The organism is Pontibacter sp. HJ8 (genome assembly GCF_054824225.1).
On sequence record NZ_JSYF01000126.1, the window covers coordinates 1 to 25,007 of the forward strand.

General features: G+C 50.9%; 19 protein-coding genes and 1 pseudogene. 17 read left to right on the forward strand and 3 right to left on the reverse strand.

What is annotated here, in order from left to right; translation table 11 throughout:
- From OB13_RS06975 to OB13_RS06985, 3 genes and pseudogenes are all read right to left on the reverse strand, one after another.
- A pseudogene (locus OB13_RS06975) lies at nucleotides 1–202 on the reverse strand (cell division protein); the annotation flags it as partial.
- 287 nt (nucleotides 203–489) lie between these two features.
- Nucleotides 490–2,019 (reverse strand): serine hydrolase, encoded by a 1,530-nt coding sequence (locus tag OB13_RS06980; RefSeq protein WP_461489436.1) that lies wholly within the window; start codon nucleotides 2,017–2,019, stop codon nucleotides 490–492.
- A 93-nt stretch (nucleotides 2,020–2,112) separates the two neighbouring features.
- Nucleotides 2,113–3,042, reverse strand: a complete 930-nt coding sequence (locus OB13_RS06985) for a GlxA family transcriptional regulator (RefSeq protein WP_461489437.1) — start codon at nucleotides 3,040–3,042, stop codon at nucleotides 2,113–2,115.
- Nucleotides 3,043–3,409: 367 nt separating this feature from the next.
- On the opposite strand from OB13_RS06985, the gene OB13_RS06990 reads away from it, so the two are divergent.
- The 17 genes from OB13_RS06990 to OB13_RS07070 all read left to right on the forward strand — a co-directional run bounded on the left by OB13_RS06990 (nucleotide 3,410) and on the right by OB13_RS07070 (nucleotide 24,850).
- Nucleotides 3,410–4,654, forward strand: coding sequence for an efflux RND transporter periplasmic adaptor subunit (locus tag OB13_RS06990; RefSeq protein WP_461489438.1), 1,245 nt, complete (start codon nucleotides 3,410–3,412; stop codon nucleotides 4,652–4,654).
- Nucleotides 4,655–4,734: 80 nt separating this feature from the next.
- Nucleotides 4,735–6,207 (forward strand): TolC family protein, encoded by a 1,473-nt coding sequence (locus OB13_RS06995; RefSeq protein WP_461489439.1) that lies wholly within the window; start codon nucleotides 4,735–4,737, stop codon nucleotides 6,205–6,207.
- Between the two features lie 80 nt (nucleotides 6,208–6,287).
- Nucleotides 6,288–6,992, forward strand: a complete 705-nt coding sequence (locus OB13_RS07000) for an ABC transporter ATP-binding protein (protein ID WP_461489440.1) — start codon at nucleotides 6,288–6,290, stop codon at nucleotides 6,990–6,992.
- 2 nt (nucleotides 6,993–6,994) lie between these two features.
- On the forward strand, nucleotides 6,995–8,236 hold the full coding sequence (locus tag OB13_RS07005) for an ABC transporter permease (protein WP_461489441.1): 1,242 nt from the start codon (nucleotides 6,995–6,997) through the stop codon (nucleotides 8,234–8,236).
- Nucleotides 8,233–9,414 (forward strand): ABC transporter permease, encoded by a 1,182-nt coding sequence (locus tag OB13_RS07010; RefSeq protein WP_461489442.1) that lies wholly within the window; start codon nucleotides 8,233–8,235, stop codon nucleotides 9,412–9,414. The genes OB13_RS07005 and OB13_RS07010 overlap by 4 nt, the downstream gene beginning before the upstream one ends.
- 59 nt (nucleotides 9,415–9,473) lie before the next feature.
- Complete coding sequence (locus tag OB13_RS07015; RefSeq protein WP_461489443.1) at nucleotides 9,474–10,853, forward strand: sigma-54-dependent transcriptional regulator; 1,380 nt, start codon at nucleotides 9,474–9,476, stop codon at nucleotides 10,851–10,853.
- Entirely contained in the window at nucleotides 10,837–12,138 is a 1,302-nt protein-coding gene (locus OB13_RS07020; protein ID WP_461489444.1) for a sensor histidine kinase, read from the forward strand. Before OB13_RS07015 ends, OB13_RS07020 begins: the two co-directional genes overlap by 17 nt.
- A 287-nt stretch (nucleotides 12,139–12,425) precedes the next feature.
- Nucleotides 12,426–12,635, forward strand: a complete 210-nt coding sequence (locus tag OB13_RS07025) for a hypothetical protein (RefSeq protein WP_461489445.1) — start codon at nucleotides 12,426–12,428, stop codon at nucleotides 12,633–12,635.
- A gap of 505 nt (nucleotides 12,636–13,140) precedes the next feature.
- A complete protein-coding gene (locus tag OB13_RS07030) occupies nucleotides 13,141–13,914 on the forward strand; it encodes a polysaccharide biosynthesis/export family protein (RefSeq protein WP_461489446.1) in 774 nt (257 codons plus the stop codon).
- Nucleotides 13,915–13,919: 5 nt separating this feature from the next.
- Entirely contained in the window at nucleotides 13,920–16,292 is a 2,373-nt protein-coding gene (locus tag OB13_RS07035) for a GumC family protein (protein ID WP_461489447.1), read from the forward strand.
- Between the two features lie 105 nt (nucleotides 16,293–16,397).
- Nucleotides 16,398–17,933, forward strand: a complete 1,536-nt coding sequence (locus OB13_RS07040; RefSeq protein ID WP_461489448.1) for a lipopolysaccharide biosynthesis protein — start codon at nucleotides 16,398–16,400, stop codon at nucleotides 17,931–17,933.
- A 21-nt stretch (nucleotides 17,934–17,954) separates the two neighbouring features.
- Entirely contained in the window at nucleotides 17,955–19,175 is a 1,221-nt protein-coding gene (locus tag OB13_RS07045) for a glycosyltransferase family 4 protein (protein ID WP_461489449.1), read from the forward strand.
- Nucleotides 19,172–20,470: an O-antigen ligase family protein gene (locus OB13_RS07050; protein WP_461489450.1), complete on the forward strand. Its 1,299-nt coding sequence runs from the start codon at nucleotides 19,172–19,174 to the stop codon at nucleotides 20,468–20,470. Before OB13_RS07045 ends, OB13_RS07050 begins: the two co-directional genes overlap by 4 nt.
- A gap of 61 nt (nucleotides 20,471–20,531) precedes the next feature.
- Nucleotides 20,532–21,464 carry a nucleotide-diphospho-sugar transferase gene (locus OB13_RS07055; protein WP_461489451.1) on the forward strand — a complete coding sequence of 311 codons (933 nt, stop codon included), beginning with the start codon at nucleotides 20,532–20,534 and terminating at the stop codon, nucleotides 21,462–21,464.
- Nucleotides 21,465–21,473: 9 nt separating this feature from the next.
- The gene (locus OB13_RS07060) at nucleotides 21,474–22,715 is read left to right on the forward strand and encodes a glycosyltransferase family 4 protein (protein ID WP_461489452.1); all 1,242 of its coding nucleotides are present in this window, start codon (nucleotides 21,474–21,476) and stop codon (nucleotides 22,713–22,715) included.
- Nucleotides 22,716–22,727: 12 nt separating this feature from the next.
- Nucleotides 22,728–23,567 carry a glycosyltransferase family 2 protein gene (locus OB13_RS07065; RefSeq protein WP_461489453.1) on the forward strand — a complete coding sequence of 280 codons (840 nt, stop codon included), beginning with the start codon at nucleotides 22,728–22,730 and terminating at the stop codon, nucleotides 23,565–23,567.
- Nucleotides 23,567–24,850, forward strand: coding sequence for a glycosyl hydrolase (locus OB13_RS07070; protein WP_461489454.1), 1,284 nt, complete (start codon nucleotides 23,567–23,569; stop codon nucleotides 24,848–24,850). Before OB13_RS07065 ends, OB13_RS07070 begins: the two co-directional genes overlap by 1 nt.
- Nucleotides 24,851–25,007 lie beyond the last annotated feature (157 nt).

A 25,007-nucleotide genomic window follows, 5' to 3' on the forward strand; every position in this document is an offset into this window, starting at 1 on the left:
ACGTTAATGTCTGCCAGACACCAAAATGTTTTGCTCTCCATGTGACAGTTTGGTTTAGATTGATTAGACCTGTTGTAACCCCTGCAATGGCTGTTTCGCTGGTATGTTTAGTAGAAATAGTATGCAAATCGATACTCCTAGACAAATCGAAACAGATTTGAACTGGTGCATTGACAGAAGTTTCAAGTTTGATAACTGGCATTTAGCTCATTAGGATTTGTTTGAGGATCAGCTTCTCTTCTTTTATCATTTCATCTAGAACTAATAAATTAACATCAGGCCTTTCTCTAGGTCAGTAAATTACATTAAATAATTATTCATGCGTTCACCTAACTCTTTGCCAGCTCATACCGCAACTTTAGCACCAGCGTTCCTTCTGGCTATACCTGAAGCCAGTTTGTAAAAGCGTATCATTCAGCAACCTTATTCTTTCGCCAGTTGCAGACTGGCTGCCATGCCGAAGCCCCTTTCTATGACAGAAAATTGATTTTATAAATCGTACGTTTTTTCGCGGGTAAACTCAATAGCTTTTAATTCAGATTCGAATTTAATAGATAAGGAAGCTATTTTGCCTTCTTTGTTCTTTATAAAGTGCAGTGGCGGCATAGCCATGTTGTAAGGATAAATCATGTTGATGGCGTGAAAAATATCTGTGTCTGTTACCACAGGAGTGACTTTTAATTTTCTTCTTCTGAAGTAGGTATACAAGGAGTCGTCTTCGTAAAATATCTTGATTTTACCGTACCCTGGGCTTATGTAACTGCCCGCATATTCTTTGAGTTGATGGGCAGGGAGTGTTCCCGATGGTTTAAAGTCTGCTTGAATAGCCAGTGTTTTTGTCTGGGGTTGACTGTCACCTTGATTTTTTACATAAAGCTTTACCCAATCAGTTGCTTTTGCTTTCAGTAAGTTGTCTGCGATGGTATTTCTGATCATCATAGCCGCTTCATAATTGGTTTGATTTGTCAGAACAACAACTCCCAATTTCTCATTCGGAAAAAATGAAACACTTGCCCTGAACCCATCTATACTACCGCCATGCTCTACCCGGTAATGCCCTTTATAATCCGAGATAATCCATCCGTATCCATAGTTCGCCGAATACATGCCTGAAAATTCTTCATCAGGTAAATAACCCTTCGGCATAACTGCATGCGGGCTCATTGCCTCCAGAACATATTGTTCCGGCAGAATTTGCTGCCCGTTGAATTTCCCGCTGTTAACCCAAGTTAGCAACCAGTTGCCCATATCCTTGGCAGTGCTGTTTATACCTCCGGCCGGGCTCATTGCCGCAAGTTCATAATAGTCTACTCTTTCCAGAGCGTTGTTACTAAATTTATACCCTAAAGACACGTTCGAACTTCCTGTTAAACCTTTTACATCAAAGTTAGTGCGCTGCATTTCTAAAGGCTTAAGGAGTGCATTTTCAACGTTTTCCTCCCAGGTTTCACCGGTAAGTTTTTCTGTTATAGCCCCCAGAACGAAATAGGAGAAATTGCTGTAGTTCCATTTTGTCCTCAACGTTGTAGCAGGTTCGAGATACTCAATTCTTCGGAGCAAACTATCCCTGTCGCTCAGCGGGTTTCCTGACCAGGCCTTGTCATGGAGAGCGAGCCCGGTACGCATGCTCAACAAATCCTGAACAATTAAGTTATTGTTTAAATGCTCATTGTAGAATTTTAACGTCGGCACATATTGTAACGGGCTTTCCTCAAACGCAATCATCCCTTTGTCCCGAAGTTGACCAAGAAGCGCAGCAGTAAAAGCTTTGGTGGTGGAGCCAATAGGGAATAATGTGTTGGCATCTGCCTTTATTTTATTTTCATAATCCCGGTAACCAAAACCCTGGGTATACAGATTTTTTTCACCTTCCACTATAGCAATCGCACAGCCTGGGGTATTGGTGACTTTGAGAATTTTATTTATCTGATTCTCGATACCTCGAAGACGCGGCTCAACCTGAGCATAAGCAGGTATAAGGAAGAGAAATACTAAGAATATACTGGCTGTCTTCTTCATGCAATTGATTTGTGAAGCACAAAGCTAGCGCATAAAAAAAAGCATGGAAGGACAAAAGGGGCTTATATCCGGACAAAATAAGGGTAAATCAAGTCAGTTTAACTTATGCGTTTTTAAAAGTCTTCTTAATTGCTTGTCACTATCAAAACCACACTGTGCAGCCACATAGTCTAGTTTGTGGCCATTGCTTAATAGGTGATTTGCCCGCTCAGCCTTTACTATATTCAGGTACTCGCCTACCGTTATGCCAGTTGTTTTCTTGAAAAGACGAGTTAAGTTTCGGGGACTCATATTGACATGATCCGCAATAGCTTCGAGTTGTAGTTTCTCTGAAAGGTGCTCAAAGATGTATTGCTGGGCAGCGTATACCCTGTCTTCCAGGTGGTTTTTATATTGTAAGAACACACTTAACTGCGGATCATCACTCCCTCTTCGGAAATAAACAACAGTTATTCTCGCTATTTCAAAGGCAAATCTCTGGCCATACAACCTTTCCAGTATAAACAGGGAAAGATCGATACCAGAGCTTACCCCGGCACTGGTAAAAATACCTTTGTCTTCTACAAACAGGCGGTTTCGCTTCAACTCTGTCTCTGGGAATTTAGCGGCAAACCGGGAAAAGTAATTCCAATGCGTTGTACAGGACTTATTCTTTAGCAGACCAGCTTCTGCCAACAGGAAAGTTCCTGTACAGACCGAACAAATAGTTGCTCCTGCTGCATACTGTACTCTCAGCCATTGAAAGAACCCTTGACTAGATTCCAGGAAAACAGCGTCTGAAAATAGAGAAGAATCTATGCCTGGAATGAAAACATAATCCTCTTTGCTCAAAGAAAAGGATTTGAAAGGGGTCAATTTCGACAAAAATAAACCCGCCGCGCTTTCTATTTCAGCTGTGTCATCAATTGAGGCGTAGTAAAGTTCGATTTCGGGACGTAACACTTTGGCCTCGTAAAAAATATGAGCAGGACCCGTGATGTCGAGTAATTGAACTTGTGGGGGTACGATAAAGATGATTTTCATTAATTGGATTGAAGTGGCTTAGATTCTGTTTGAAGTTTTCCGATTTATTTCCCTAAGCAACATAACTCTTCTATTTAGTGCTTGATGTACAACGAATATATCAACGGAAGTCTATTCCTCCTATGTACCCAAATCCAGCGGCTTAAAGGAATAGAATCCTGATTTATAGACAAAATTAGATATATTCAACAGAAACGAAATCTTCTAAAACAATCCCCCTCCCAAAACCGCACAAACTGTTCATTATTGAACACCTACAACAGCCTAAAAATCAACGTTTTAAATCACAACTATTTGTAAATCAACAATATACATTTCTGGCATCTAAATTGGCTATACCCTCCCGAGCAATACCCAATTTAGAACTATGGATCGTGAATTATCAGCCTCTGCCAGACAAGCCCAGAAACGGAAACGCTTCTGGCAAATAGGTATAGCGGTAGCCCTGGTAGCAGCCGCTGTCTTTGGCTTCCGGAGCCTGATTACACCAAGTATAGAAAGAGCAAGTCTTCGAACCGCGCTGGTAGAGGAAGGTCCGGTGGTGGCAACCATCACCGCTTCGGGTACGGTAGTGCCGGAGCACGAGCAAGTGATCACCAGCCCCATCCAGGCACGCATAGAGCAGGTGGTGCACAACGCCGGGGAGCAGGTGCAGCCCGGCGATCAGATCCTGCTCCTCGACAGGGCCTTCACCCAACTGGCCTACGACAAGCTGAAGGACGAACAGGAACAAAGCCGCCACAAAACGGTGCAGCTGAACCTGAACCTGGAGAAGAAACTGAACGCACTGGCGTCGCAACTCGAGATAAAGCGCATGCGCGTCAAAAGCCTGCAGGCACAGCTCGAAGACGAGCAATACCTATTAAAGATCGGCGGCGGCACACAGGAGAGCGTCAAACAGGCCGACCTCAACCTGAAGATCGCGCAGCAGGAACTGGCCCAGATCGAGCAGGACATGGTAACGGAGCGCCAGCTTCTCAAAGCCGACAAGCGGGAGCTGCAGTATACCCTGGCCATGCAAAGCCGCTCCATCGAGGAGCTGCAGCGCAAAATGGAACAGGCCGAAGTACGTGCCACACAGCCCGGCGTCATTACCTGGGTGAAGAACGAGATCGGCAGCAGCGTGAATGCCGGCGACATCATCGCCCGCCTCGCCGACCTGCGCAGTTACCGGGTACAGGCCACCATTTCGGATGCCTACGCCGAACAGCTCAGCCCCGGAGGCAGCGCTATTGTCCGGATAAACGACACCGACCTGAAAGGCACCATTGCTTCCATCAAACCGACGGTAGAAAACGGCACGGTCACCTTCTTTGTAGCCCTGGAAGAGAAAGCGCACCAGCTCCTGCGCCCCAGCCTCCGCGTGGATGTGTATGTGAGTACCTCCTCCCGAAATAAGGTACTACGCGTGCAGAATGGGCCTTATTTTAAGAACACGAGCAAGCCACAGGTCTTTGTGCTGCAGGACGGCGAGATCGTGCGTCGCGAAGCGAAGATCGGTGTCAGCAACGTGGATTTTGTAGAACTGGAATCAGGCGTACAGCCCGGCGAAGAAGTGGTGATCTCGGATATGAAGGAGTACCAGCATATGGAGAAGATAAAGTTAAAGTAAGTTCTGAGTCACGAGTTCTGAGTTCTGAGTCGCGAGTGATGATGTCTTGTGTCTTATGTCTAATATCTAGCGTCTTAAAAATGAAAAAGCTATACCTGTTTTGTTTGTTGTTTGTGATGCTGCTTCTGCCTTGCGTGCAGGGTATAGCACAGCCTGTTACGCGCCAGTTGGGGCTGCAGGAGGTGATTGCCCTGGCGCAGGAGCAGTCAGCGGCGGCGCACCAGGCAGAGACCAGCCGGGAGAACAGCTACTGGCAGTGGCGCAGCTTCAAATCCGAGTACCGGCCTCAGCTGGAACTGACCGGCACGCTGCCCGATTTCAGCCGTACCTACAGTCCCGTAACACAGCCTGACGGCACCACAGAGTTCAGGCCCGTGACGATCAACAATGCGGATCTGGGCCTGAGCCTGAGCCAGGTAGTAGGCCCGACGGGCGGCCGGGTATTCGTGACGTCCCTCATGCAACGCTTCGACGACTTTGACCGGGACCAGACCCGCTACAACGGCAACCCGGCCATTATAGGTATAGAGCAGCCGCTGTTCGCCTACAACAAGCTGGCCTGGAACAAGAAGATCGAGCCGCTCCGTTACCAGGAGTCGCAGCGCAGGTACCTGGAGGAGCGCGAGCAGGTTGCTGTTACGGCTACCAAACTTTACTTTGACCTGCTGCTGGCGCAGACCAACCACAGCATCGCCAGTAAGAACCAGTCAAACAACGACACGCTCTACCAGATCGCCAATGAAAAATACAAGCTAGGCCGGCTTTCCAAAAACGACCTGCTGCAGTTGCGTCTGGCTGTGCTGAATGCCGAACTGGCCATGGCACAGGCTGTGCTCGACCAGCAAACAGCGGCCCTGGCCCTGAAAACCTACATCGGCATAAAAGACAACGACCAGCTGCAACTGCTGACGCCCGAAGGTATACCGGCTGCCACCGTGGAAGCTGAACTGGCGCTGGCCGAGGCGAAGAAGAACCGCAAAGAGAGCATCAACTTTAGCAGAAGGCTCCTGGAAGCGGAGGGCCTGGTCGCCAAGGCAAAAGGAGACAATGGCTTAAATGCCAGCCTCTTTGCCACCTTCGGCCTCACCAACCAGGGTACTGCCCTCACCGACATCTATGACCGGCCTGAAAACCAGCAGCGGGCCCGCATCGGCTTCAACATGCCCATCATGGACTGGGGCCGCCAGCGCTCGATCCACAAAGTGGCCGAGCTGAACCGGCAGCTGGTACAGTATACCGTGGACCAGGAAGAGGCCAACTTTGAGCAGGCCGTGCTCACGCAGGTGAACCAGTACAATACGCTCAAAGCCCGTCTCACCACGACTGCCGAAGCAGATGCCATCGCGCAGGAACGGTATGAGATCACGAAAAATACGTTTGTTGTGGGCCGCATCAGCATCACGGACCTAAACATTGCCCTGGCTGAAAAAGACCAGGCCCGTCGCGCCCACATTGCCTCCCTCAGCGCCTTCTGGACCGCCCACTATACCCTGCGCCAGCTCACGCTGTACGATTTTGAGCAGCAGCAAGCGTTAAGGGCAAATTTTGAATGAGTGAATTAACAATGTAACAAGGCAGCAATTCAACAATTAACAATCAACAATTCAAACGATATCAGAAAAAAGAGAAGACTATGATCACGTTAAAGAACATCGAAAAAGTCTACCAGACCAAGACCATTGAGACGGTAGCGCTGCACAACGTCAACCTGAGTATACCTAAGGGGGAGTTCGTGTCTATTATGGGACCATCGGGCTGCGGTAAAAGTACGCTGCTTAACATCATGGGGCTGCTCGATGAGCCAACCAACGGCCTGGTCGAGATCGACGGTACGCCCATCAGCAACTACAAAGACAAAGAGCTGGCACGCCTGCGCAACCAGAAACTGGGGTTTGTGTTCCAGAGCTACCACCTCATCAACGACCTGAGCGTACTCGACAACGTGGAGCTTCCCCTCCTCTACCGCAGCGGTACCTCGGCGTCCGAGACAAGGAAACTTGCCCTGACCGCACTGGAGAAAGTAGGCCTCAGCGCCCGTACCAAGCACTTCCCCAGCCAGCTTTCCGGCGGGCAGCGCCAGCGGGTAGCCATTGCGCGCGCGCTGATCGGCCAGCCCGAGATCATACTGGCCGACGAACCGACCGGTAACCTCGACTCGGTGATGGGCGAAGAGATCATGAACATCCTGCTGCAACTGAACCGCGCAGACGGCACCACTATTGTGATGGTGACGCACGACGAGAACATGGCACACAAAACCGAGCGCCTGGTTCGCTTCTTTGACGGCCAACAGGTATCCGATGCCAAAACTGCAACTTACGACTTCCATAAGGTATAGCCATGCTGAAGAATTATCTTAAAATAGCCTGGAAGGTGCTCTTGCGGCGCAAGTTCTTTACCTTCATCAGCCTCTTCGGCATCAGCTTTACCTTAATGGTGCTCACGGTGGCCACTTCCCTTTTCGACCATGCCTTCGGACCGCAGATGCCGGAGCGTGAAACAGATAAGCTGCTATTTGTAAACATGATTCGGGAGCAGGTAAAGGAGGGTTATAACAGCAGCGGACCCATCAGTTACCATTTCTTTGACCGCAACATACGTCCCCTGAAGACACCGGAAATGATATCGGTCAACTCGATGTTTTTTCAGGTGAACAGCTACATCAACAACCGCAAGCTGGCACTTGATATTAAGTATACCGACCGGGAGTTCTGGGAAATATTAGACTTTAATTTTCTGGAAGGCAGCGCCTTTACCCAACAGGATGTGAAGGGAGCCAATCGTGTGGCGGTTATCAATGAGAATACCCGCGAGCAGTACTTTGGAAAGGCGCAAGCCGTCGGACAATACATCGTCGTAGACCAGGTGAAGTATAAAGTGGTCGGCGTAGTCGAAAATGTGCCGGTCCTGCGCGTGCAATCCTATGCCGATGTGTGGGTACCCATTACGCTCAAAAGCCAGGAGTTCAGTAAACCCGGACTGCGGGGCACTTACATTGCCACCATCAAGGCACGGCAGGCTGCGGATATACCTAAAATAAAAGCTGAGTATGCCGCCATGATGAAGAAGGTAGAGAGCGAGCAGCCACAAAAAGGCACCAAACTCTTCTCCTTCCCCGATACCTTCCTGGAGAGCTTTGCCCGCACCTTTTTAGGCCGTGGCCAGGAACCCGGCCTTGGCATGCTCTACGCCATACTGGCCGGCCTGGCGTTTCTCTTCATGCTGCTGCCTACCATCAACCTGGTCAACATCAACATCAGCCGCATCCTGGAGCGGTCTTCTGAGATCGGAGTACGCAAAGCCTTTGGCGCAACTTCTTCCACCATCATCGGGCAGTTTATCATCGAGAATATTTTCCTGACGCTGCTGGGTGGTTTGCTGGGCTTCCTGCTGTCGGCCGTAGTGCTGTGGTTCATCAACGACAGCGGCATTATTGTATATGCAGACCTGGGGCTGAACCTGCGCGTGTTCGCGATCGGCCTGCTGCTGTGCCTTGTATTTGGTTTGATTTCCGGGGTATTCCCGGCCTATAAAATGTCACGCTTACATGCCGTTGAGGCGTTGAAAGGAGGTTCGAAATGATACGCCATCTGTTTAAACTGATCTGGAACCGGAAGAAGAGCAACTTCCTGCTGATCACTGAAATTTTCATTTGCTTCCTGGTGCTGTTCGGAGTGCTCAGCCTGGTGGTGTACAATGTGCGCAACTATAACAAACCGCTTGGTTTTGAATATGAAAACGTATGGCTGCTCACGATGCGGCCCTCTACGGACTCTGCCGCGCTCAACCACCAGAACCTGGAGCAGGTGTTGCAGCGGGTGCGTTCTTTCCCGGAAGTAGAGCACGCCTCTCTCTCCAGCAGCAATGCCCCTTTTTCCTTCAGCCAAATGAACAATACCCTGTCGTATGGCAAGGTGAAAGATCTTATGGCCGATTTTTATGAGGTAGAGGATGATTTTGATGAAGTGATGCAGCTGCAGGTGCGTGAGGGCCGTTGGTTTGCGCCGCAGGACAATGCCAGCCATCATGCCCCCATCGTGATCAACAAGGCGCTCCGGCAGCAACTGTTTGGAGAAGAGGACCCACTGGGTAAGCTGATCCCGGTGAATGATTCTACAAATTACCAGGTGGTAGGCGTAACAGACTACTTCCGGGCAGGCAGCGAGTTCGCAGCGGAAGGCCCGGCTTTCTTTACCCGCATTTACATGCAGAAGGATCCAAATTCTTTCTGGAATGAAGTTCTGATCCGGGTAAAACCAGGCACAGGTATAGACTTTGAAGAGAAAATGGTGAAGCAGGTTTCAGGAATCGGCAAAGACTGGACCATGGAAGTGGCCTCGCTCGAGAAAATGCGCCAAAACAAAGCCAAGCTAACCCTGGTGCCCATGATCGCGTTGGGCCTGGTTTGCGGCTTCCTGATCCTGAATGTGGCCTTGGGTCTGTTCGGAGTCTTGTGGTATAACATCAACAGCCGCCACGGCGAGATAGGCCTGCGCCGCGCCCTGGGTGCAGCCTCCGGTCAGATCTACCGCCAGTTTATAGGCGAAGTACTGGTGCTGGCTACGTTGGGCCTGCTGCTGGGGGTATTATTTGCCGTGCAACTGCCCTTGTTACAGGTGTTTGAGGTAGAATCGGTCGTGTACACGACCGCGATAGTGGGTGCCGTCGCTATTATTTACCTGCTCACGATTGTTTGTGCTTTCTACCCAAGCCAGCAGGCAGCGGCCATCCATCCGGCCCTGGCCCTGCACGAGGAATAATAGCAAGGTATACTTAAAAAAATTATCTTTATACCTGATTTAGCAGTTCCGCTTTCCCCATGATTCTCATAATCGACGATGACATTGCCGTTCGTGCCTCGCTCAGCATTTTGCTGAAGCAGCATGGCTTTCAGACAAAAGAGGCCGCCTCGCCTAAGGAGGCGCTTGAGCGGGCGCAGCAGCACGCGTTGCAGCTGGTGATCATGGACATGAACTTTTCCATTGAAACTTCCGGCCACGACGGACTGCAGCTGTTGGAAGCTTTTAAAAAGCGTATGCCCCAGGTGCCGGTCATCCTCATCACCGGCTGGGGCTCCATCGCCCTGGCTGTGGAAGGGATGCGGCTGGGAGCTGCTGACTTCATCACCAAACCCTGGAGCAACGATTACCTGCTGCAGTCGGTGCGCACGGCCCTGAGCCTGTCGCAGCAAAGCACTGAAAAAGCAGAGACCCTGACCCGCAAAAAACTCGACCTGCAGTACGACTTCCGCAACATCGTAGGCCAGGACCCGCAGCTGCTGCAGATCCTCAAGCGGATCGGGCAAATTGCTCCTACCGACGCTTCGGTACTGATCGAGGGTGAAAGCGGCACAGGCAAGGAACTAATCGCGGAGGCCGTTCACCGCAACAGCCTCCGCAAATCCCAGCCTTTTGTGAAAGTAAACCTGGGCGGTATCTCGGCCAGTTTGTTCGAAAGCGAAATGTTCGGCCACAAGCGGGGCGCCTTTACCGATGCCAAAGCCGACCGGGTGGGGCGCTTCGAGCTAGCCAACAAGGGCACTATCTTCCTGGATGAGATCGGAGAGCTGGATATAAACAGCCAGGTAAAACTGCTGCGCGTGCTCCAGGACCGTACGTATGAGGTGCTCGGCGACAGCCGCTCCCGCAAGCTCGACATCCGGGTGGTTTGTGCTACCAACCGCAACCTGGAGCAGCTGGTGGAGGAGGGCAAGTTCCGCGAGGACCTGTTTTACCGCATCAACCTCATCAAGGTACGTCTGCCTGCTTTGCGGGAGCGGCCGGATGACATACCTTTGCTGGTGCAGTTCTTTGTCGGGAATCTGAAGCAAACCTACCACCGTCCGGAGCTGGAAGTGAGCCCGAAAGCGCTGCAATGGCTGAAAGAGCTGCCTTTTGCAGGCAACATCCGGGAGCTGAAGAACCTGGTGGAGCGCACCGTGCTGGTGGCAGAAAACGAAGTGTTAAAGGCAGAGGACTTCCAGGCGCAGGCGCAGCAAGGGCCGGCCAAGCCGGGCGACAAAACGTTGCCAGCCGTAGGTACCATGACACTGGACGAGCTGGAAGCTTCCATGATCCGCAAGTCGATGGCTTATTACCATAACAACATCAGCAAAGTAGCCCGGGCACTGGGCGTAAGCCGGGCCGCCCTATACCGTCGCCTTGATAAATTTGGCATTCCGTATGAGTCTCAGGACTAAGTTCATTCTCTTTGCCGTGGTCGTGCACGGACTGCTGGCCGCCATGGCTTATTTTCTGTTGAAAGAAAACAAGTTGCTTTTCCTGGGTATGGAACTGCTGGTGCTGGCCTCTGTCGTGATCACGGTGCAGTTGTACAATGCTTTTTTTAAGCCGCTCAACCTCATCCGGGCAGGTATAGAGACAATCCGCGACAAGGATTTTTCAACCAAGTTCGTGCGTGTGGGGCAGCCGGAGTTGGATGAATTGGTGGATGTATACAACCGCATGATCGACCAGCTGCGGAGGGAGCGGATAGCACAGGCTGAAAAGCATTACCTGCTCGAAAAAATTATCCTGGCCTCCCCTGCCGGCATCATTTTGCTTGACTTCGACAATTCTATTGAAAACATCAATCCTGCTGCCGAGCGCTACCTCAATCTGCCGGCGCAGGAACTGACCGGTAAACCCCTGGCGCGGCTACCCGAAGCCTGGGCCCGGGAACTGGCCCAGGTGCAGCCCGGGCAGCCGCATACCTTCCGGATGAACGGCATACGCACCTACCGCGCCCACCGGGCTCATTTCATAGACCGTGGCTTTCAGCGCTCCTTTATATTGATAGAAGAACTTACCGAGGCCATCATTAAAAACGAGCGGCAGGCCTACGAGAAAGTGATCCGGATGATGTCGCATGAAGTGAACAACTCGACCGGGGCTATCAACTCCATCCTGGACTCGGTACAGTTTTATACGCCTCAGATCGACGAAGCGCACCGGGAGGACTTTACCTATGCGCTGCAGGTCGCCATCGATCGCAACGCCAACCTGAGTAAATTCATGGCAAACTTTGCCGATGTGGTGCGCCTGCCGGCTCCTGTCAAAAAGCCGGTGCAGGTGCAGGCACTGCTGCAACGGTTGGAACGCCTGTTGCAGCCCCAGCTCGAAAAGCGCCGGATCCAACTCTGCCTGCAGGCGCCAGCTGAACCACTGGTTATCCCTATGGATGAGCAGCAGATGGAACAGGTTCTGCTCAACATTCTGAAGAATGCGATGGAGGCTGTCAAACAGGAGGGTCACATCTGGGTGGAGCTCGAGCAACAGCCGCTGCGCCTGACTATAACAGATGATGGAGAGGGTATACCCGAGCATGTACGGCCGCAACTTTTCACCCCCTTTTTCAGCACCAAGGAGAGCGGCCAGGGTATAGGATTAACGGTTATTCGGGAGATTTTATTTAGTCATGGCTTTACTTTTTCACTGGATACGGATCCACAGGGCCATACCTCTTTTTCTATCCTACTCAGGTAGAGCCGCTTACACATTTCCCTCTCCAGAGCTATACCTTCCTAAGAGCGGTGCGCAGTAGCTGCTACGTTCCTGATTGCGAGTTACTTATTATTTTCCGTGATCATTTCCCGGCTTTTAAATAGAACTTAAACTATATTAATGACCCGAAAAGGCACCAATCGTTGCACAAAAAGCATATAAACCTAAATTTTTAATTGAAAATAACCTTCCAGTCGATTTTTTCGTAGCCACCCGATACAACCTATGTTATTATTCCCGATCTTGGTTCTATAGTTAGTTTATTTACGATGGAATACAACATAATAGTAGCACCAAACCTCGAGACACTGGCAACCGAAGTTGCCGTATTATTCCCGCAAGGCTGGAAGCTGAAGGGCGGAATTATTGAACACAACAATGGTTTTTCGCAGCAATTGGTGCGTAAACCATCGGACCGACTGAAGAAACTGAAACAAGCTCCTGTGACCAGACACCGCAGGACCAAATGGATTGAATAGCTATACCGTAAGAATTTTAGCCAAGAGCAAGCCACCTCTCTTCTATGCTTCGCATACCGGGGAGGTGGCTTTGTTATTTAAAAGCCCGGCACCTTCCTCCCCCGCTCTTTCCAGGCCAGCCTGCCAGGTGGCAGCACGTATTCTGTACCGGTAACCAGCACTACCGTCGCTTTAATTTGTATTATTCATATACAAAACTAAACCCCGAACTTCCTGCTATCTCCCTCCTGAAATTTGCACGAAAGAAAAAGCATTCTTTGATACGCTTGCAACAACCTGAACTTCAAGTTTTTATACATTAAAATACCAAACTTCAATATTTTATTCACATAATATTTAAGTAAATCAGAATCTTTTTTACGCCCCTATAGTATATATGGCTGGTACAATTTTTTGGGTAATTACAACATGACATAGCTTACCGCAAATGAGTAACAAGTCATCCGATGCGCTACATTCCTAACAATCAGTCCACTCGACAAAACACCACCCTTAACAAAGAAAAATGAGAAGATTAGTCTACCTCTTGCTCCTGATCGTGAGTACTACTTCCTGCTTGAGTAAAAAAGAGCTGGTATACATGCAGAATAAGAACTTAAAAGAGACAGCCCCGACTGCTATACCGAATACCTACAAGGCTTACCAGTTGCAGCCGAACGATGTGCTTTCCATTAAAGTACAAAGCCTTGAGCCTGAAATCTCTAACATTTATAACATCATTCCTCCTTCCAGCGCCTTTGGTTTTGCTGACCCGGGCACCATGTTCCTGAGTGGCTATACCGTCGACGACGAAGGCAATGTCAATCTGCCGAACGTGGGCAAGGTCAAAATAGCCGGCCTGACCGTCACGCAATCCCAGGAGCTGATCCAGCGCAACATCGACCGCTTCATCAACAATGCCACCGTGGTGGTGAAACTGATCAGCTTTAAAGTAAGTGTGCTGGGCGAAGTGCAGCGACCGGGCCAGTATTTCATCTACAACGAGCGCTCCACCCTGCTGGAAGCATTGGGTATGGCCGGAGACCTGACCCGGGGCGCCAGCCGTGAGAATGTCAAGCTTATCCGCCAGACGCCTACCGGCTCCGAAGTGGTTTTGATCGACCTCAAGGACCCGAATCTCGTACAGTCAAAATACTATTTTGTAATGCCCAATGATGTGCTGTATGTGGAGCCGACAAATGAGCTGGTAAAACGGGACAACCTGATCTCGCTGAACGTAGCAACAGTAGCGTTGTCAGTGATCTCTACTGCTGTATTACTCCTGAATTATTTTAAGTAAGAACAATGAAGAAACAAAATAAAGAACATGAGATAGACCTTCGAAGCTGGCTATTCAAGTTCAGGTCCAGGTGGTATTTGTTCCTGGCGTTTACCCTCATTTCTTTAGCAGCAGCCTATGTGTATGTAAAGAGCTCCACCAAGGTATATGCGTTCAAATCCACGCTCCTGTTAGGGGACCAGCAGACCGGCTCCAAAAAGGCCCAGGAACTGCTCAACCTACTGGATGTGCAGAACAAAGGCATCAAGGTAGAAGACGAAATAGGTATACTGACCTCTGCCGACATGGTGCGCAATACGCTGAAGCGCCTCGATTTTTCTGTTTCTTATTACAAAGTGCCCGATCACTGGCTCAATAAGATCTCAGACATGATCGTAGAAGAACAGTATGACAATGCTCCCTTTGAAGTGAAGCTGGATACGTCTTCTTTGCAACTGGTGGATGTACCTTTGGAAGTAAACGTACTCAACGACAAACAATACGAACTGCGTGTCAAGACGGAGAACGGGGTACTCTATGACTTCCATACCCATTCGACCAAGGAGTATGTCACAGATGTGAATTTCACCAAGGTACTGGAGTTCGGCAAACCCTACAAAGACAAGTACATCAACCTGACCGTTAACCGCATCAACCCGGAAGACAAGATCGAGGCCCGTAAGCACTACTTTGTGCTCAACAGCATGGACAGCCAGGTAGGACAACACCTGGGAAGCCTCTCAATCCGGCCGATCGAGCGGGAATCGCGTGTGCTGGAGCTCAGCACAAAAGGTGCTATACCGGAAAAAGAAATTTTATTTCTGAATACCTTGATGGAAACCTACGTCTCCCGCGACCTGGAAGAAAAGAACCAGAACGGACAGAAAACGCTGGAATTCATTGATAACCAGATTGCCCACCTGAGCGATTCGCTTCGCCAGAGCAAGCAGGCGCTGTCTTCTTTCCGCTCTTCCAACCGAATCGCGAACCTGGATGTGCAGTCCAACATCAGCTATGAGAAATTATCGCAGCTGGAAATGGAGAAGTCCAAGCTGACAACAGAAAAGCAGTATTATGTGACGGTGCTGAACCAGATCGAGGATGACGAAAACTTCACGCAGGCTGTATCGCCGGCTGTAGCCGGGGTGCAGAATCCGAACCTGGCCAACCTCTTTACAGAACTCTCGCGCCTGAACCAGCAAAAAGCTTCTTACAGTGTAAGCGCTACCAAAGATAACCCGAGAATACAGGTCATCGACAGCGAGATCAAAAGTACCCGCAACGCCATCATCGCCAACATCAAAAACCTGGTGCGTTCGACCGATATCTCGATTGCCAATGTAGGCAAGAGAATAGATCAACTGGAAGCAGGTATAGCCAAAGTACCTGAGAACGAGCGCCGCATGATGGACCTGCAGGGGCAGGCCGAATTCATCAACAAGAAGTATGACTTCCTGATGGAGAAGCGTGCCGAGGCAGCTATCTCGCTGGCTACCAACACTACAGACAAGAAGGTAGTGGACAGAGCAGCTCCCTGGGGCTCCGGCCCAGTGAACGTAAAGCCGAATATGATCTTTATGCTGGCCTTCATCATCGGCCTGATCATTCCGGCTGCGCTGATTGTCGTGATCGATAACGTGGACAATACCATACAAGGCAAAAACGACCTCAACAACGTGACCAACATCCCTTTCCTGGGTGTGATCGCCCATGGTACCAAGGCGGATAAACTGGCGGTGAAGAACAGCCCGCGGTCGGCCATTGCAGAGTCGTTCCGCTCTATCCGTATCAACCTGCAGTACCTGATGTCGGAAACCAGCTTTCAGGTAATCGGCGTAACGTCTTCCGTATCGGGCGAGGGCAAAACCTTTACGTCGGTTAACCTGAGCAGCGAACTGGCGATGTCGGGTAAGCGCACCATCCTCATCGAGTCGGATATGCGCAAGCCTACCTTTGGCAAGTACTTCAACGTGCACAATGCAGCCGGTCTCTCTTCCTACCTGGGGCAGGGACTTCCCTTGGACGAGGTGATCCAGAAAACAGACATCGAGAACCTGGATGTGATTTCCTGCGGTCCGATACCTGAAAACGCGATCAAGTTGCTGGAGCAGAAGAAGATGGGGGATCTCATCGCTACCCTGAAAGAGCAGTATGATTATGTGGTGATCGATACGCCTCCGATTGGTTTTGTAGCCGAATTCTTTGTCCTGAAGAAGCACATGGATACCAACCTGTATGTCGTGAAGCACAAGTATACCAGCAAAGAAATGCTGACGCAGGTCAACGAGCTGTATGCGGCCAAGAAGCTGAAGAACATCTATATGGTGATCAACGACCTGAACTACAGCAACACATACGAATACGGCTATAAGAAAGACGCCAGCTACTACTACGTGTAGGGCTGCTGCGCAAGTACCTGTTATTTCTTCAATTAATAAGAGAGGTGCTGTGGGCTGCATGCTGTTCCACAGCACCTTTTTAACACCCATACCTGAGCTTAGGCGATGAGTAAAAATTTAGCTTCAAAAGCTGTCAGTGGATTGAAGTGGAGTTCTGCCGGCACCATAGCCAATGCCGTCATGCAGATCGGCTATACCTCGGCCATGGCCCGGTTGCTGGCTCCGGAAGCTTTTGGTTTGGTGGCGCTGGCCGGTGTTCTGCTCCGTTTCGGCTACTACTTCGCTAACCTGGGCCTTAACCAGGCTATTATTCAGAAAGAGGAACTCACCCCGGAAAACATCCGGGCGGCTTTTACTTCCTCTGCCCTGCTGGGGCTCACGTTCACGATCCTGACCTGGTTTGTGGCGCCCTTCGCCGTCCTGATTTTCGACATGCCCGATGTAGTGCCGATTGTACGGGTTATGGGACTGGCTTTTGTGATAGGGGGCGTGTCCGCTACGGCGACCAGCCTGCTGCAGCGTAACATGCGCTTCAAGGAGCTGAGCATCGTGGAGACCCTCTCTTATGTGGTTGCTTACCTGGGAGTTGGTATCCTGCTGGCCTATCTTGATTTTGGGGTTTGGAGTCTGGTGTATGCCTCGCTCGCGCAGGCTGCCCTTGTCGCGATGGGAGCTTACGCCATGGTACGCCACAATGTCCTGCCGCTGTTCAACTGGCAATCGTATAAGCCGTTGTTTGCCTACGGGAGCAAAATGTCGATGATCAGTTTCCTGGAGTTTATCTACAATGACCTGGCTACCCTGCTGATCGGCAGAATATTGGGAGCGTACCGGCTGGGTATCTACAACCGGGCGTTCATGCTCGTGAACCTACCCATGTATAACCTCACCCGCACCGTATCGCGTGTGGTATTCCCCTCCTTCAGCCAGATGCAGTCCGACACCGAAAGACTGGCGAAGGTATACCTGTCGAGCACAACGCTGCTGGCGGCTCTCATCATACCCGTCTGCCTGGGCATCATGGTGGCTGCTCCTGAGATCGTGTATGTCGTGCTGGGCAGCAAGTGGCTCGAGTCGATCCCGGTACTGCAGGTGCTGAGCCTGGCCATTCCGCTCAGCTTCATCACCATGTTCGCGGGCATCGTGTGCGATGCAAAAGCGGTCCTCAACTGGAAGATCGTCATTACCATTACCCTGATCGTGGTGATCAGCATTATGTTCCTGCTTTTCCGGAATTTCGGGCTGGTGGGCTTCGGTTTTGCCCTGCTGGTCAGTGAGCTGTTCCGGATTGGCATGTACCAGATGCTGATGAAGAAGATCCTGCACCTCTCCTATTGGGCACAACTGCGCATTTACCTGCCAGGCATTCTGAACGGAGCTGCAGTTGCTGTCGTACTCCATCTGGTGAGCACCTTGCTGAGGAGCATGGAGTTGCCGCACATCGCTGTTCTGGTGTCGCAAATGCTAACCGGAGCCGTTGTGTTCCTAATCATGGTGCTGGTGTTTCCACACAGTGCCCTGAAAGAACAGCTACATATTATATTATCCAAGGTGGGCCTGCAGGACAATCCTACTTCCTACATAGGCAGAATGGTGTCCAGGTATAGGAAAACACTGGTAAAGGAAACCGAGAGCGCATAGTACTACAAAGAATCTGACAAAATGATTATAGGTATAGCTGGTCCTGTTGACCTGAAAATGTTAGCGTATGATTTCGGGGATGTGACGCTCCCGGAGACAAATGCTTTTCCGCTTACGGCTCACCTTGCGAATGCCTTCCTTCGCCGGGGACACGAGGTGATCGTTTATACCAACTCCGGCACCATAGACGCGCCGGTTATACTGGAACATGGCCAGCTCACGGTTTGTGTGGCTCCTACCCGGCTCAAACCCGGCAGGCGCTTTTTCAAATTCGAGATTGAAGAGCTGAATAAGCTCATGCAACAGCGCCCGGCTGATGTGATCCATGCCTTCTGGACCTATGAATACGCCCTGGCTGCCCTTAAAAGCGGCATACCGACCATTGTTGGCATTCATGATGTAGCGGGCCGCATCCTGGTCACTCAACCTGACGTGTTCAGGCTGGTGCGCTGGTTTATGAATTTCAAAACGCTCCAGGAGGCGCAGCACCTGGCAGCCAATTCCCACTATACCTACCACCAACTCTCGAAGGGAACACAGGCCAAGACGAAAGTCATCAACAACTTTTATTCGCCCGAGTTGGAGCAGGCGGTTACCTTACCGGTAGCGAAGCAGAATTATATTGTTTCTGTAACGATGGGCTTTACCAAACGTAAAGGCATACCGCGGGCGCTGCATGCCTTCGCCCTCCTCCGCAAACAGTTTCCTGACCTGGAGTACCACCTGATCGGAGTCGATATGGAGCCTGGAGGGCCTGCGCAGCAATATGCCCGCAAACACGGCATAGACGAAAGTATAACTTACCTAGGACCGTTGCCGCACAAGCAACTCCTGCAGCACGTGGCGGAAGCCCGGGTACTGCTGCATCCTTCGGTAGAGGAATCCTTTGGCATGGCGCCCCTGGAATCGATGGTGATCGGCACACCGGTCGTAGGCGGCGAAAAGAGCGGGTTTATCCCTTATTTGCTGGACCACGGCAGATCCGGGCTGCTCTGCGACATTTATTCGGCAGAGGCCATGGCCGCCACAGCGGGCAGGTTTCTGTCAGATACTACGCTGGCGCAAGACATGGCCCGGTATGCGCAGGAGTTTGTTTACAACAACTTCTCAGAGGAGGTAGTCGTGCAACAGCATCTGGAGTATTTGACAGCAGTGCATACCCAGCAGAAAAAATCACAGGGGGCTCGAGGTTCAGTAAACGTAGAAGCCGCCTGTGCATTGGTTTTCAGTACATTGACATGAAATTAAACTATACCTTCATATTTGCTTTTCCGCTGATCCTCATCCTCCTGATGGACCCTATCTTCATTGAGTTGATAGCTCCCTGGCGTGAGGAATTGCAGGGCACCATACAGAACACACTGGTAAAGGCGACTACTGCGCTGGCTTTTCTGTACAGTGCATTGCGCATTCAGCGCATGAAGCCCTTTATGCGGGTGGTGTTCGTGCTGGTCACCCTCTACCTGTTCGCATTGGTTTTTGAGTCCTACTACAGGTATGGCACCCCCATGGTGTATCCGCACGTGTTCCAGAAACTGTTGATCTTCTACTATACATTTTTCATGTATACCTTCTACAAGAAGCACGACTACTTCCAGCTAAAACATGTGGTATACCTGGTCGTGGTTGTGTTTGTGCTCAACCTGGTCCTGATCAACTCGCACGCCCTGAGCATCTCCTCTTTCACCAACCACGAGCGCGGGGTGAATGCTTCTACGATGTACCTGTTGGTGATCCCGTTTCTGTACTTCACGGGACGCTACCTCTTCAAAGGAGGTTTGTTTTACCTGGCCATGACCTTCTTTGTGCTCTTTGCCATCATTTTCTTCCAGCACCGCACGGTTTGGATATGCACGATCGTTATTCTGGCCATCTATACCTTCCTGGTGAAGTTTAAGGGCAACACACCCGTCAATTTTGGCAAGCTCATACCCGTGGCAGTAGTCCTCACGATTGTAGGTATCATGGCCAGTGCCTTCCTCTTCACCATGTACCCCGAGATTATTGACAAATTCACGGAAAACTTCTCCGACATCGAAAACTATGACAAGCAGGGCACGGGCGGCTGGCGCTACCAGCAGATCATGTCCTATGTCCCGTTCATACAGGAAAACTTTGTGTTCGGAATGCGCTTTGACGGGTTTGAACTGCCGATTCAGTTTTACCGCGATGACCTCAACGCCCCGGTATTTGAAGATGGCATGGGACACTTCTTTCACAGCTTTTATGTCGAAGTGCTGTTTTACCTGGGTGCCGTGGGCATGACGCTATACCTGATGATGCACTTCTACATGATGAAGAAAGGCTTTACAAGCAAGAGCCTGGATGAAAATCAAATCCTGCTGCTTGCCTTTATCAGCAGTGGCATCGTATATGGCTTCTCCTATGTGCTGCCTTATTTCTTCTATGCCATACTGGGTGTAGGCATCGCTTACATGGAAAACAAAACCCAGGAGAGTAAAAGTTATCTGCCGGAGTTTACCCGGCGCCGCAGAGAGAAACTGCTGGCAATGCGGGGCAGGCTGCTTGCTCACTAAATAAAGCAACTTCTTTTAAAAATAGCAGTACAACCATATTGAGATATTTCTGATTACCTATATGCATCCTTCGACAACTGACTCGCTGCACACCCCTGTGTTGCTTATCATATTCAACAGGCCCAACACCACACAACAAGTATTTGACAGAATAAGGGAAGTAAAGCCAAAACGTTTGTATGTGGCTGCCGACGGACCGCGACCCCACGTGCCCACCGATGCCGAACGCTGCGCTGAAACCCGCCGGATCATAGAGCAGGTGGACTGGGAGTGCGAAGTAAAAACCCTGTTCCAGGAGCAGAACCTACGTTGCGGGGTGGCTCCTGCTACTGCCATTACCTGGCTGTTTGAAAACGAAGAGACCGGCATCATACTCGAAGACGACTGTGTACCCTCCAAAAGCTTTTTCTGGTTCTGCCAGGAAGTGCTGGAACGGTATAAGCACGATACGCGCGTGATGCACGTGAGCGGCAACAATTACCTCAACGGCTGGAAGCGCGACAGCGACTACTCCTACTACTTCTCTGATAAGGTGAATGCCTGGGGCTGGGCCACTTGGCGCCGCGCCTGGCAGCTGTTTGACTACAACATCCCCACTTACAAGGAGCTCAAGCAGAAAGGCTATCTGAGCGGCCTGTTCCTGAACAAGTTTGAAGAAACCTACCGCTTGGGCCAGTTGGAGAAGACGTTCACCAACATCGAGAAAGGCGACGTTTGGGATTACCAGTGGGAATTTACCGTATACAGCAACTCCGGCTTGTGCATCATACCGGAAGTGAACCTGGTCCGTAACATAGGATTCGGGGAGGATGCCACCCATACCTTCAACCTGCACGACAAGAACGCGTTTGTAAAGGAGCAGGAGATCGCTTTCCCGCTGCGCCATCCGCGTTTTGTGCTCCGCGATATCGAATCCGACCGGAAAAACTTTAATTACCTGATGAAAAACAAGGTGAGCGCCAAGCTAAAGAGCATTTTTAGCTTCAGCCTGTAATACCCTGCCATGAAACTACTCTTATCAGCATACGCCTGTGAACCAAACCGCGGCACCGAACTGGGCAATGGCTGGAACTGGGCGCTGAACACCGCCCGGCTGGGTCATGAGGTATGGTGCCTGACCACAGTAGAAGGCAGAGCCAACATCGAGGCCGAAGTGGAAAAGCTCAGCCTACCGAATCTGCACATCGTGTTTGTGGAGATGCCCAAATACATTGACAAGCTCTTTGAATACCACATTGGCTTTTACCCCCACTACCTTTACTGGCAGCAGCAGGCGTACAAAAAAGCCAGGGAGCTCGACAAGGAAATAAATTTCGACCTGGTGCACCATGTCACCATCGGCAGCCTGCAGCTGGGCACAGCGATGTGGCGGCTCAACAAGCCCCTTATTTTCGGGCCGGCCGGCGGCGGACAGGAAGCTCCGAAGGCGTTTAAAAAATATTTTTATGGCTGGTGGAAAACAGAAATCGTACGCGCCGGGATCAGCAAGCTTCTCCTGCAGGTGAACCCGGATGTCAGGAAAACCATGCGCCACGCTTCGCTCGTACTCACCACCAACGAAGACACCTATACCATGGCCCGTGACAACGGCGCCCTGAATGCGCAGATGTTCCTGGATACCAGTTTGCCGGAAAGTTTCTTCCCGGAGGTATACCCCGAAAGAACACCTGCCAGAGAACTGCAGATCGTATGGGTGGGCCGGCTGTTTGCCCGCAAAGGATTGCCCCTGGTACTGGAAGCGCTGAGCAAAGTCAGGCCGGATGTACCTTTCAAGCTCACGATACTGGGCGATGGCCACATGCACGACATGGTACCGGGTCTCATTGCGCAATATGGCCTGCAGGGCAAGGTAGACTGGAAAGGCCAGGTGCCGTGGGAGGAAGTGAAACGTGCCTATACCCACAGCGATCTGTTCATGTTCTGCAGCCTGCGTGACTCGTCCGCGGCCCAGTTCCTGGAAGCGATGGCCTATGGCCTGCCGGTCCTGACCCTAGACCTGCACGGTGGCAAAAACCTGGTACCGGACAATGCAGGTATAAAAGTGCCGGTCACGACACCGGAACAAACGGTGCAGGCCCTGGCGGCAGCCGTAGAAGACCTGTACGAGCACCCTGAAAAGCGGGAAGCCATGGGAAGAGCCGGCTATACCTTCGCCCGCACCCAAACCTGGCCACTCAAAACAAAACATATCGCTGACTTCTACAGTAAGTTTAGTCAGCCTTTAAAAGAAGTGATAGAACATTAAGTTTGACCCTGTATGATTTATATAGTTATCCCCGTTTTCAACCGCAAGCATTTTACCAGAGAGTGCCTGCTCTCGCTCAAAAAGCAAACCAACCAGGCGTATAAAGTAGTCGTGGTGGACGATGGCTCCACGGACGGTACCGCCGACATGCTGCGCGAAGAATTTCCGGAAGTGCACATCCTCTTTGGCGATGGCAACCTGTTCTGGACTGCCAGCGTGAACATGGGTATCCGGTTTGCCCTGCAATCGGGCGCTGAATATGTGATGACGCTCAACAACGACGTGGAAGCCGCCCCGGACTTACTCGAGCAGACGTATCGCTGGGCGAAGGAAAAACCCAATGCGGTGATCGGTGCCCTGGAAATGGACGCCGGTACCCGTGAGCCTATTTACGGCGGTGAGATCATTGACTTTAAGCTGAACAAGGTACGCCACGTACTGCAGGAATTACCCAAAGACCAGCAGCACGGATTACACGCCGTGTCGCAGTTGCCTGGCCGTGGATTGCTTATCCCGAGGGCCGTATTTGAAAAGATAGGCCTCTTTGACCAGGACAGGTTCCCGCACTACGTAGCTGACTACGACTTTACGCATACCGCGCTCCGCAACGGGTTTGAGCTGTATTGCAACTACGATGCAAAGCTCTATACCTACCCGGAGGAGAGCGGCGAGCGCCAGAACCGCCAGGCCAAAAGCCTCAAGAAGTTCTACGACCACCTGTTCAGCATCAAAGGCGGCGGTAACCTGCGCGACTTTACCCGCTTCACGCTCAAAAACTGCCCACCCCCTTATGTACCGTATTACCTGGTGAACGGCTACGCGCGCCGCATTCTGGGGTATATCGTGAAGTAATGCCCTATACCGCTTACTATACCTGCCACCCACGTTTCAGCCCAGCCTCAGTGCTCTGGTTTAGCCGTGGGTGGCTTGTGTTTTTTGCGGTGGCGCTGCTGGCTCTGAGTGTCGTTTCGCTTCTCAACATCTTGCCTACTGCTCCCCGTATGGTGGCGCAGGGGTTTGAGGGGCCCATCGTCATTACCAAAGGCGGCACCTATACCGGCAACTGGGAATCCAGGAATTCGGAGGTACCGGCTGTGGAAGTGCGCACGAGCGAGCCGGTCGTGATCGTCCACTCCAATATCCGCGGGGCCGGCCCTTTGATCCGAAGTCTGAGCAAGGCAGCGGATATTACCGTGCGCCATACCAGTGGCTATGGCATTACGCCCACCCCCTGGCAGGATTATGAAAAACCACGCCGGTTTTTAGCCGCCGATGTCTTTCAGAACATCGTGGTGGAGAACTGCTACATGGAAAGTACAGCCGGTATCTACCTGGGCAAAAGCTACGAAGGAAATAATACACCGGAACAAACCATCCGGATCCGCTACAACAAAGTAAAAAATATAGACGGAAGGATATACAACGGACAGGCCATCGCCCAATTCGTGCAGTTTAACTTCCGGAATGCGATCGCCCATGCGGAAATCTCCTGGAACGAGGTAATCAATGAGCCGGGTAATTCTGCCGTAGAAGATAACATCAACATCTACAATTCACGCGGTACGCCTTCCTCTCCTATCCTGATCCACAACAATTACATACAAGGGGCCTACCCAATCCCTGTCACAAAAGCCGAATACAGCGGGGGCGGCATCATCACCGACTCACCCGAAACGGACTCTTCTGCCGCTACAGCCCACCTCCGCATCTATGACAACCAGCTGGTTGGGCTTGGCAACTACTGCATAGGTATAGCCGGCGGTAACCACATCGAGGTTTACAACAACAGAGCGATCGTGTCCGGTATGATCGATGAACAGACACGTTTCCAATGTTGGACCAGCGGCATCTGGGCCAAAGACTTTTATAACATGCAGTCTACCTTTAACAACCGCTTCTACAACAATACCCTGGGAGTCGTTGGCCAGACCGGTACCTGGCGCAACGAAGTGATGGAAGGTATGGAAGCGGCAGCTACTCTCAGGGACAATCGCATACTGGAAGGAGAGATAACCTGGGAACACGAGAAAAAAGAATACATCCGGTGGCAGGAAAAGCTAAAGCAGCAGCACATTGAAACAGGCCCCACACAGGCGCAGGCCGCGACTCAGAAAGCAACCTTGCAGCCTTTCTAGTACCGCTCTTTCAAGCCTGATGTCACTTCTCCGCTTCCGGATTGCATCCATAATATACAATTCCAAGCCAACATTTTGGTTTCCATACCTGTCCCCGTATGGCGCCTCTATCCCTCCTGTTCTTCCGACTTCCGTGCTATCTTTTTCAATTAAGTAA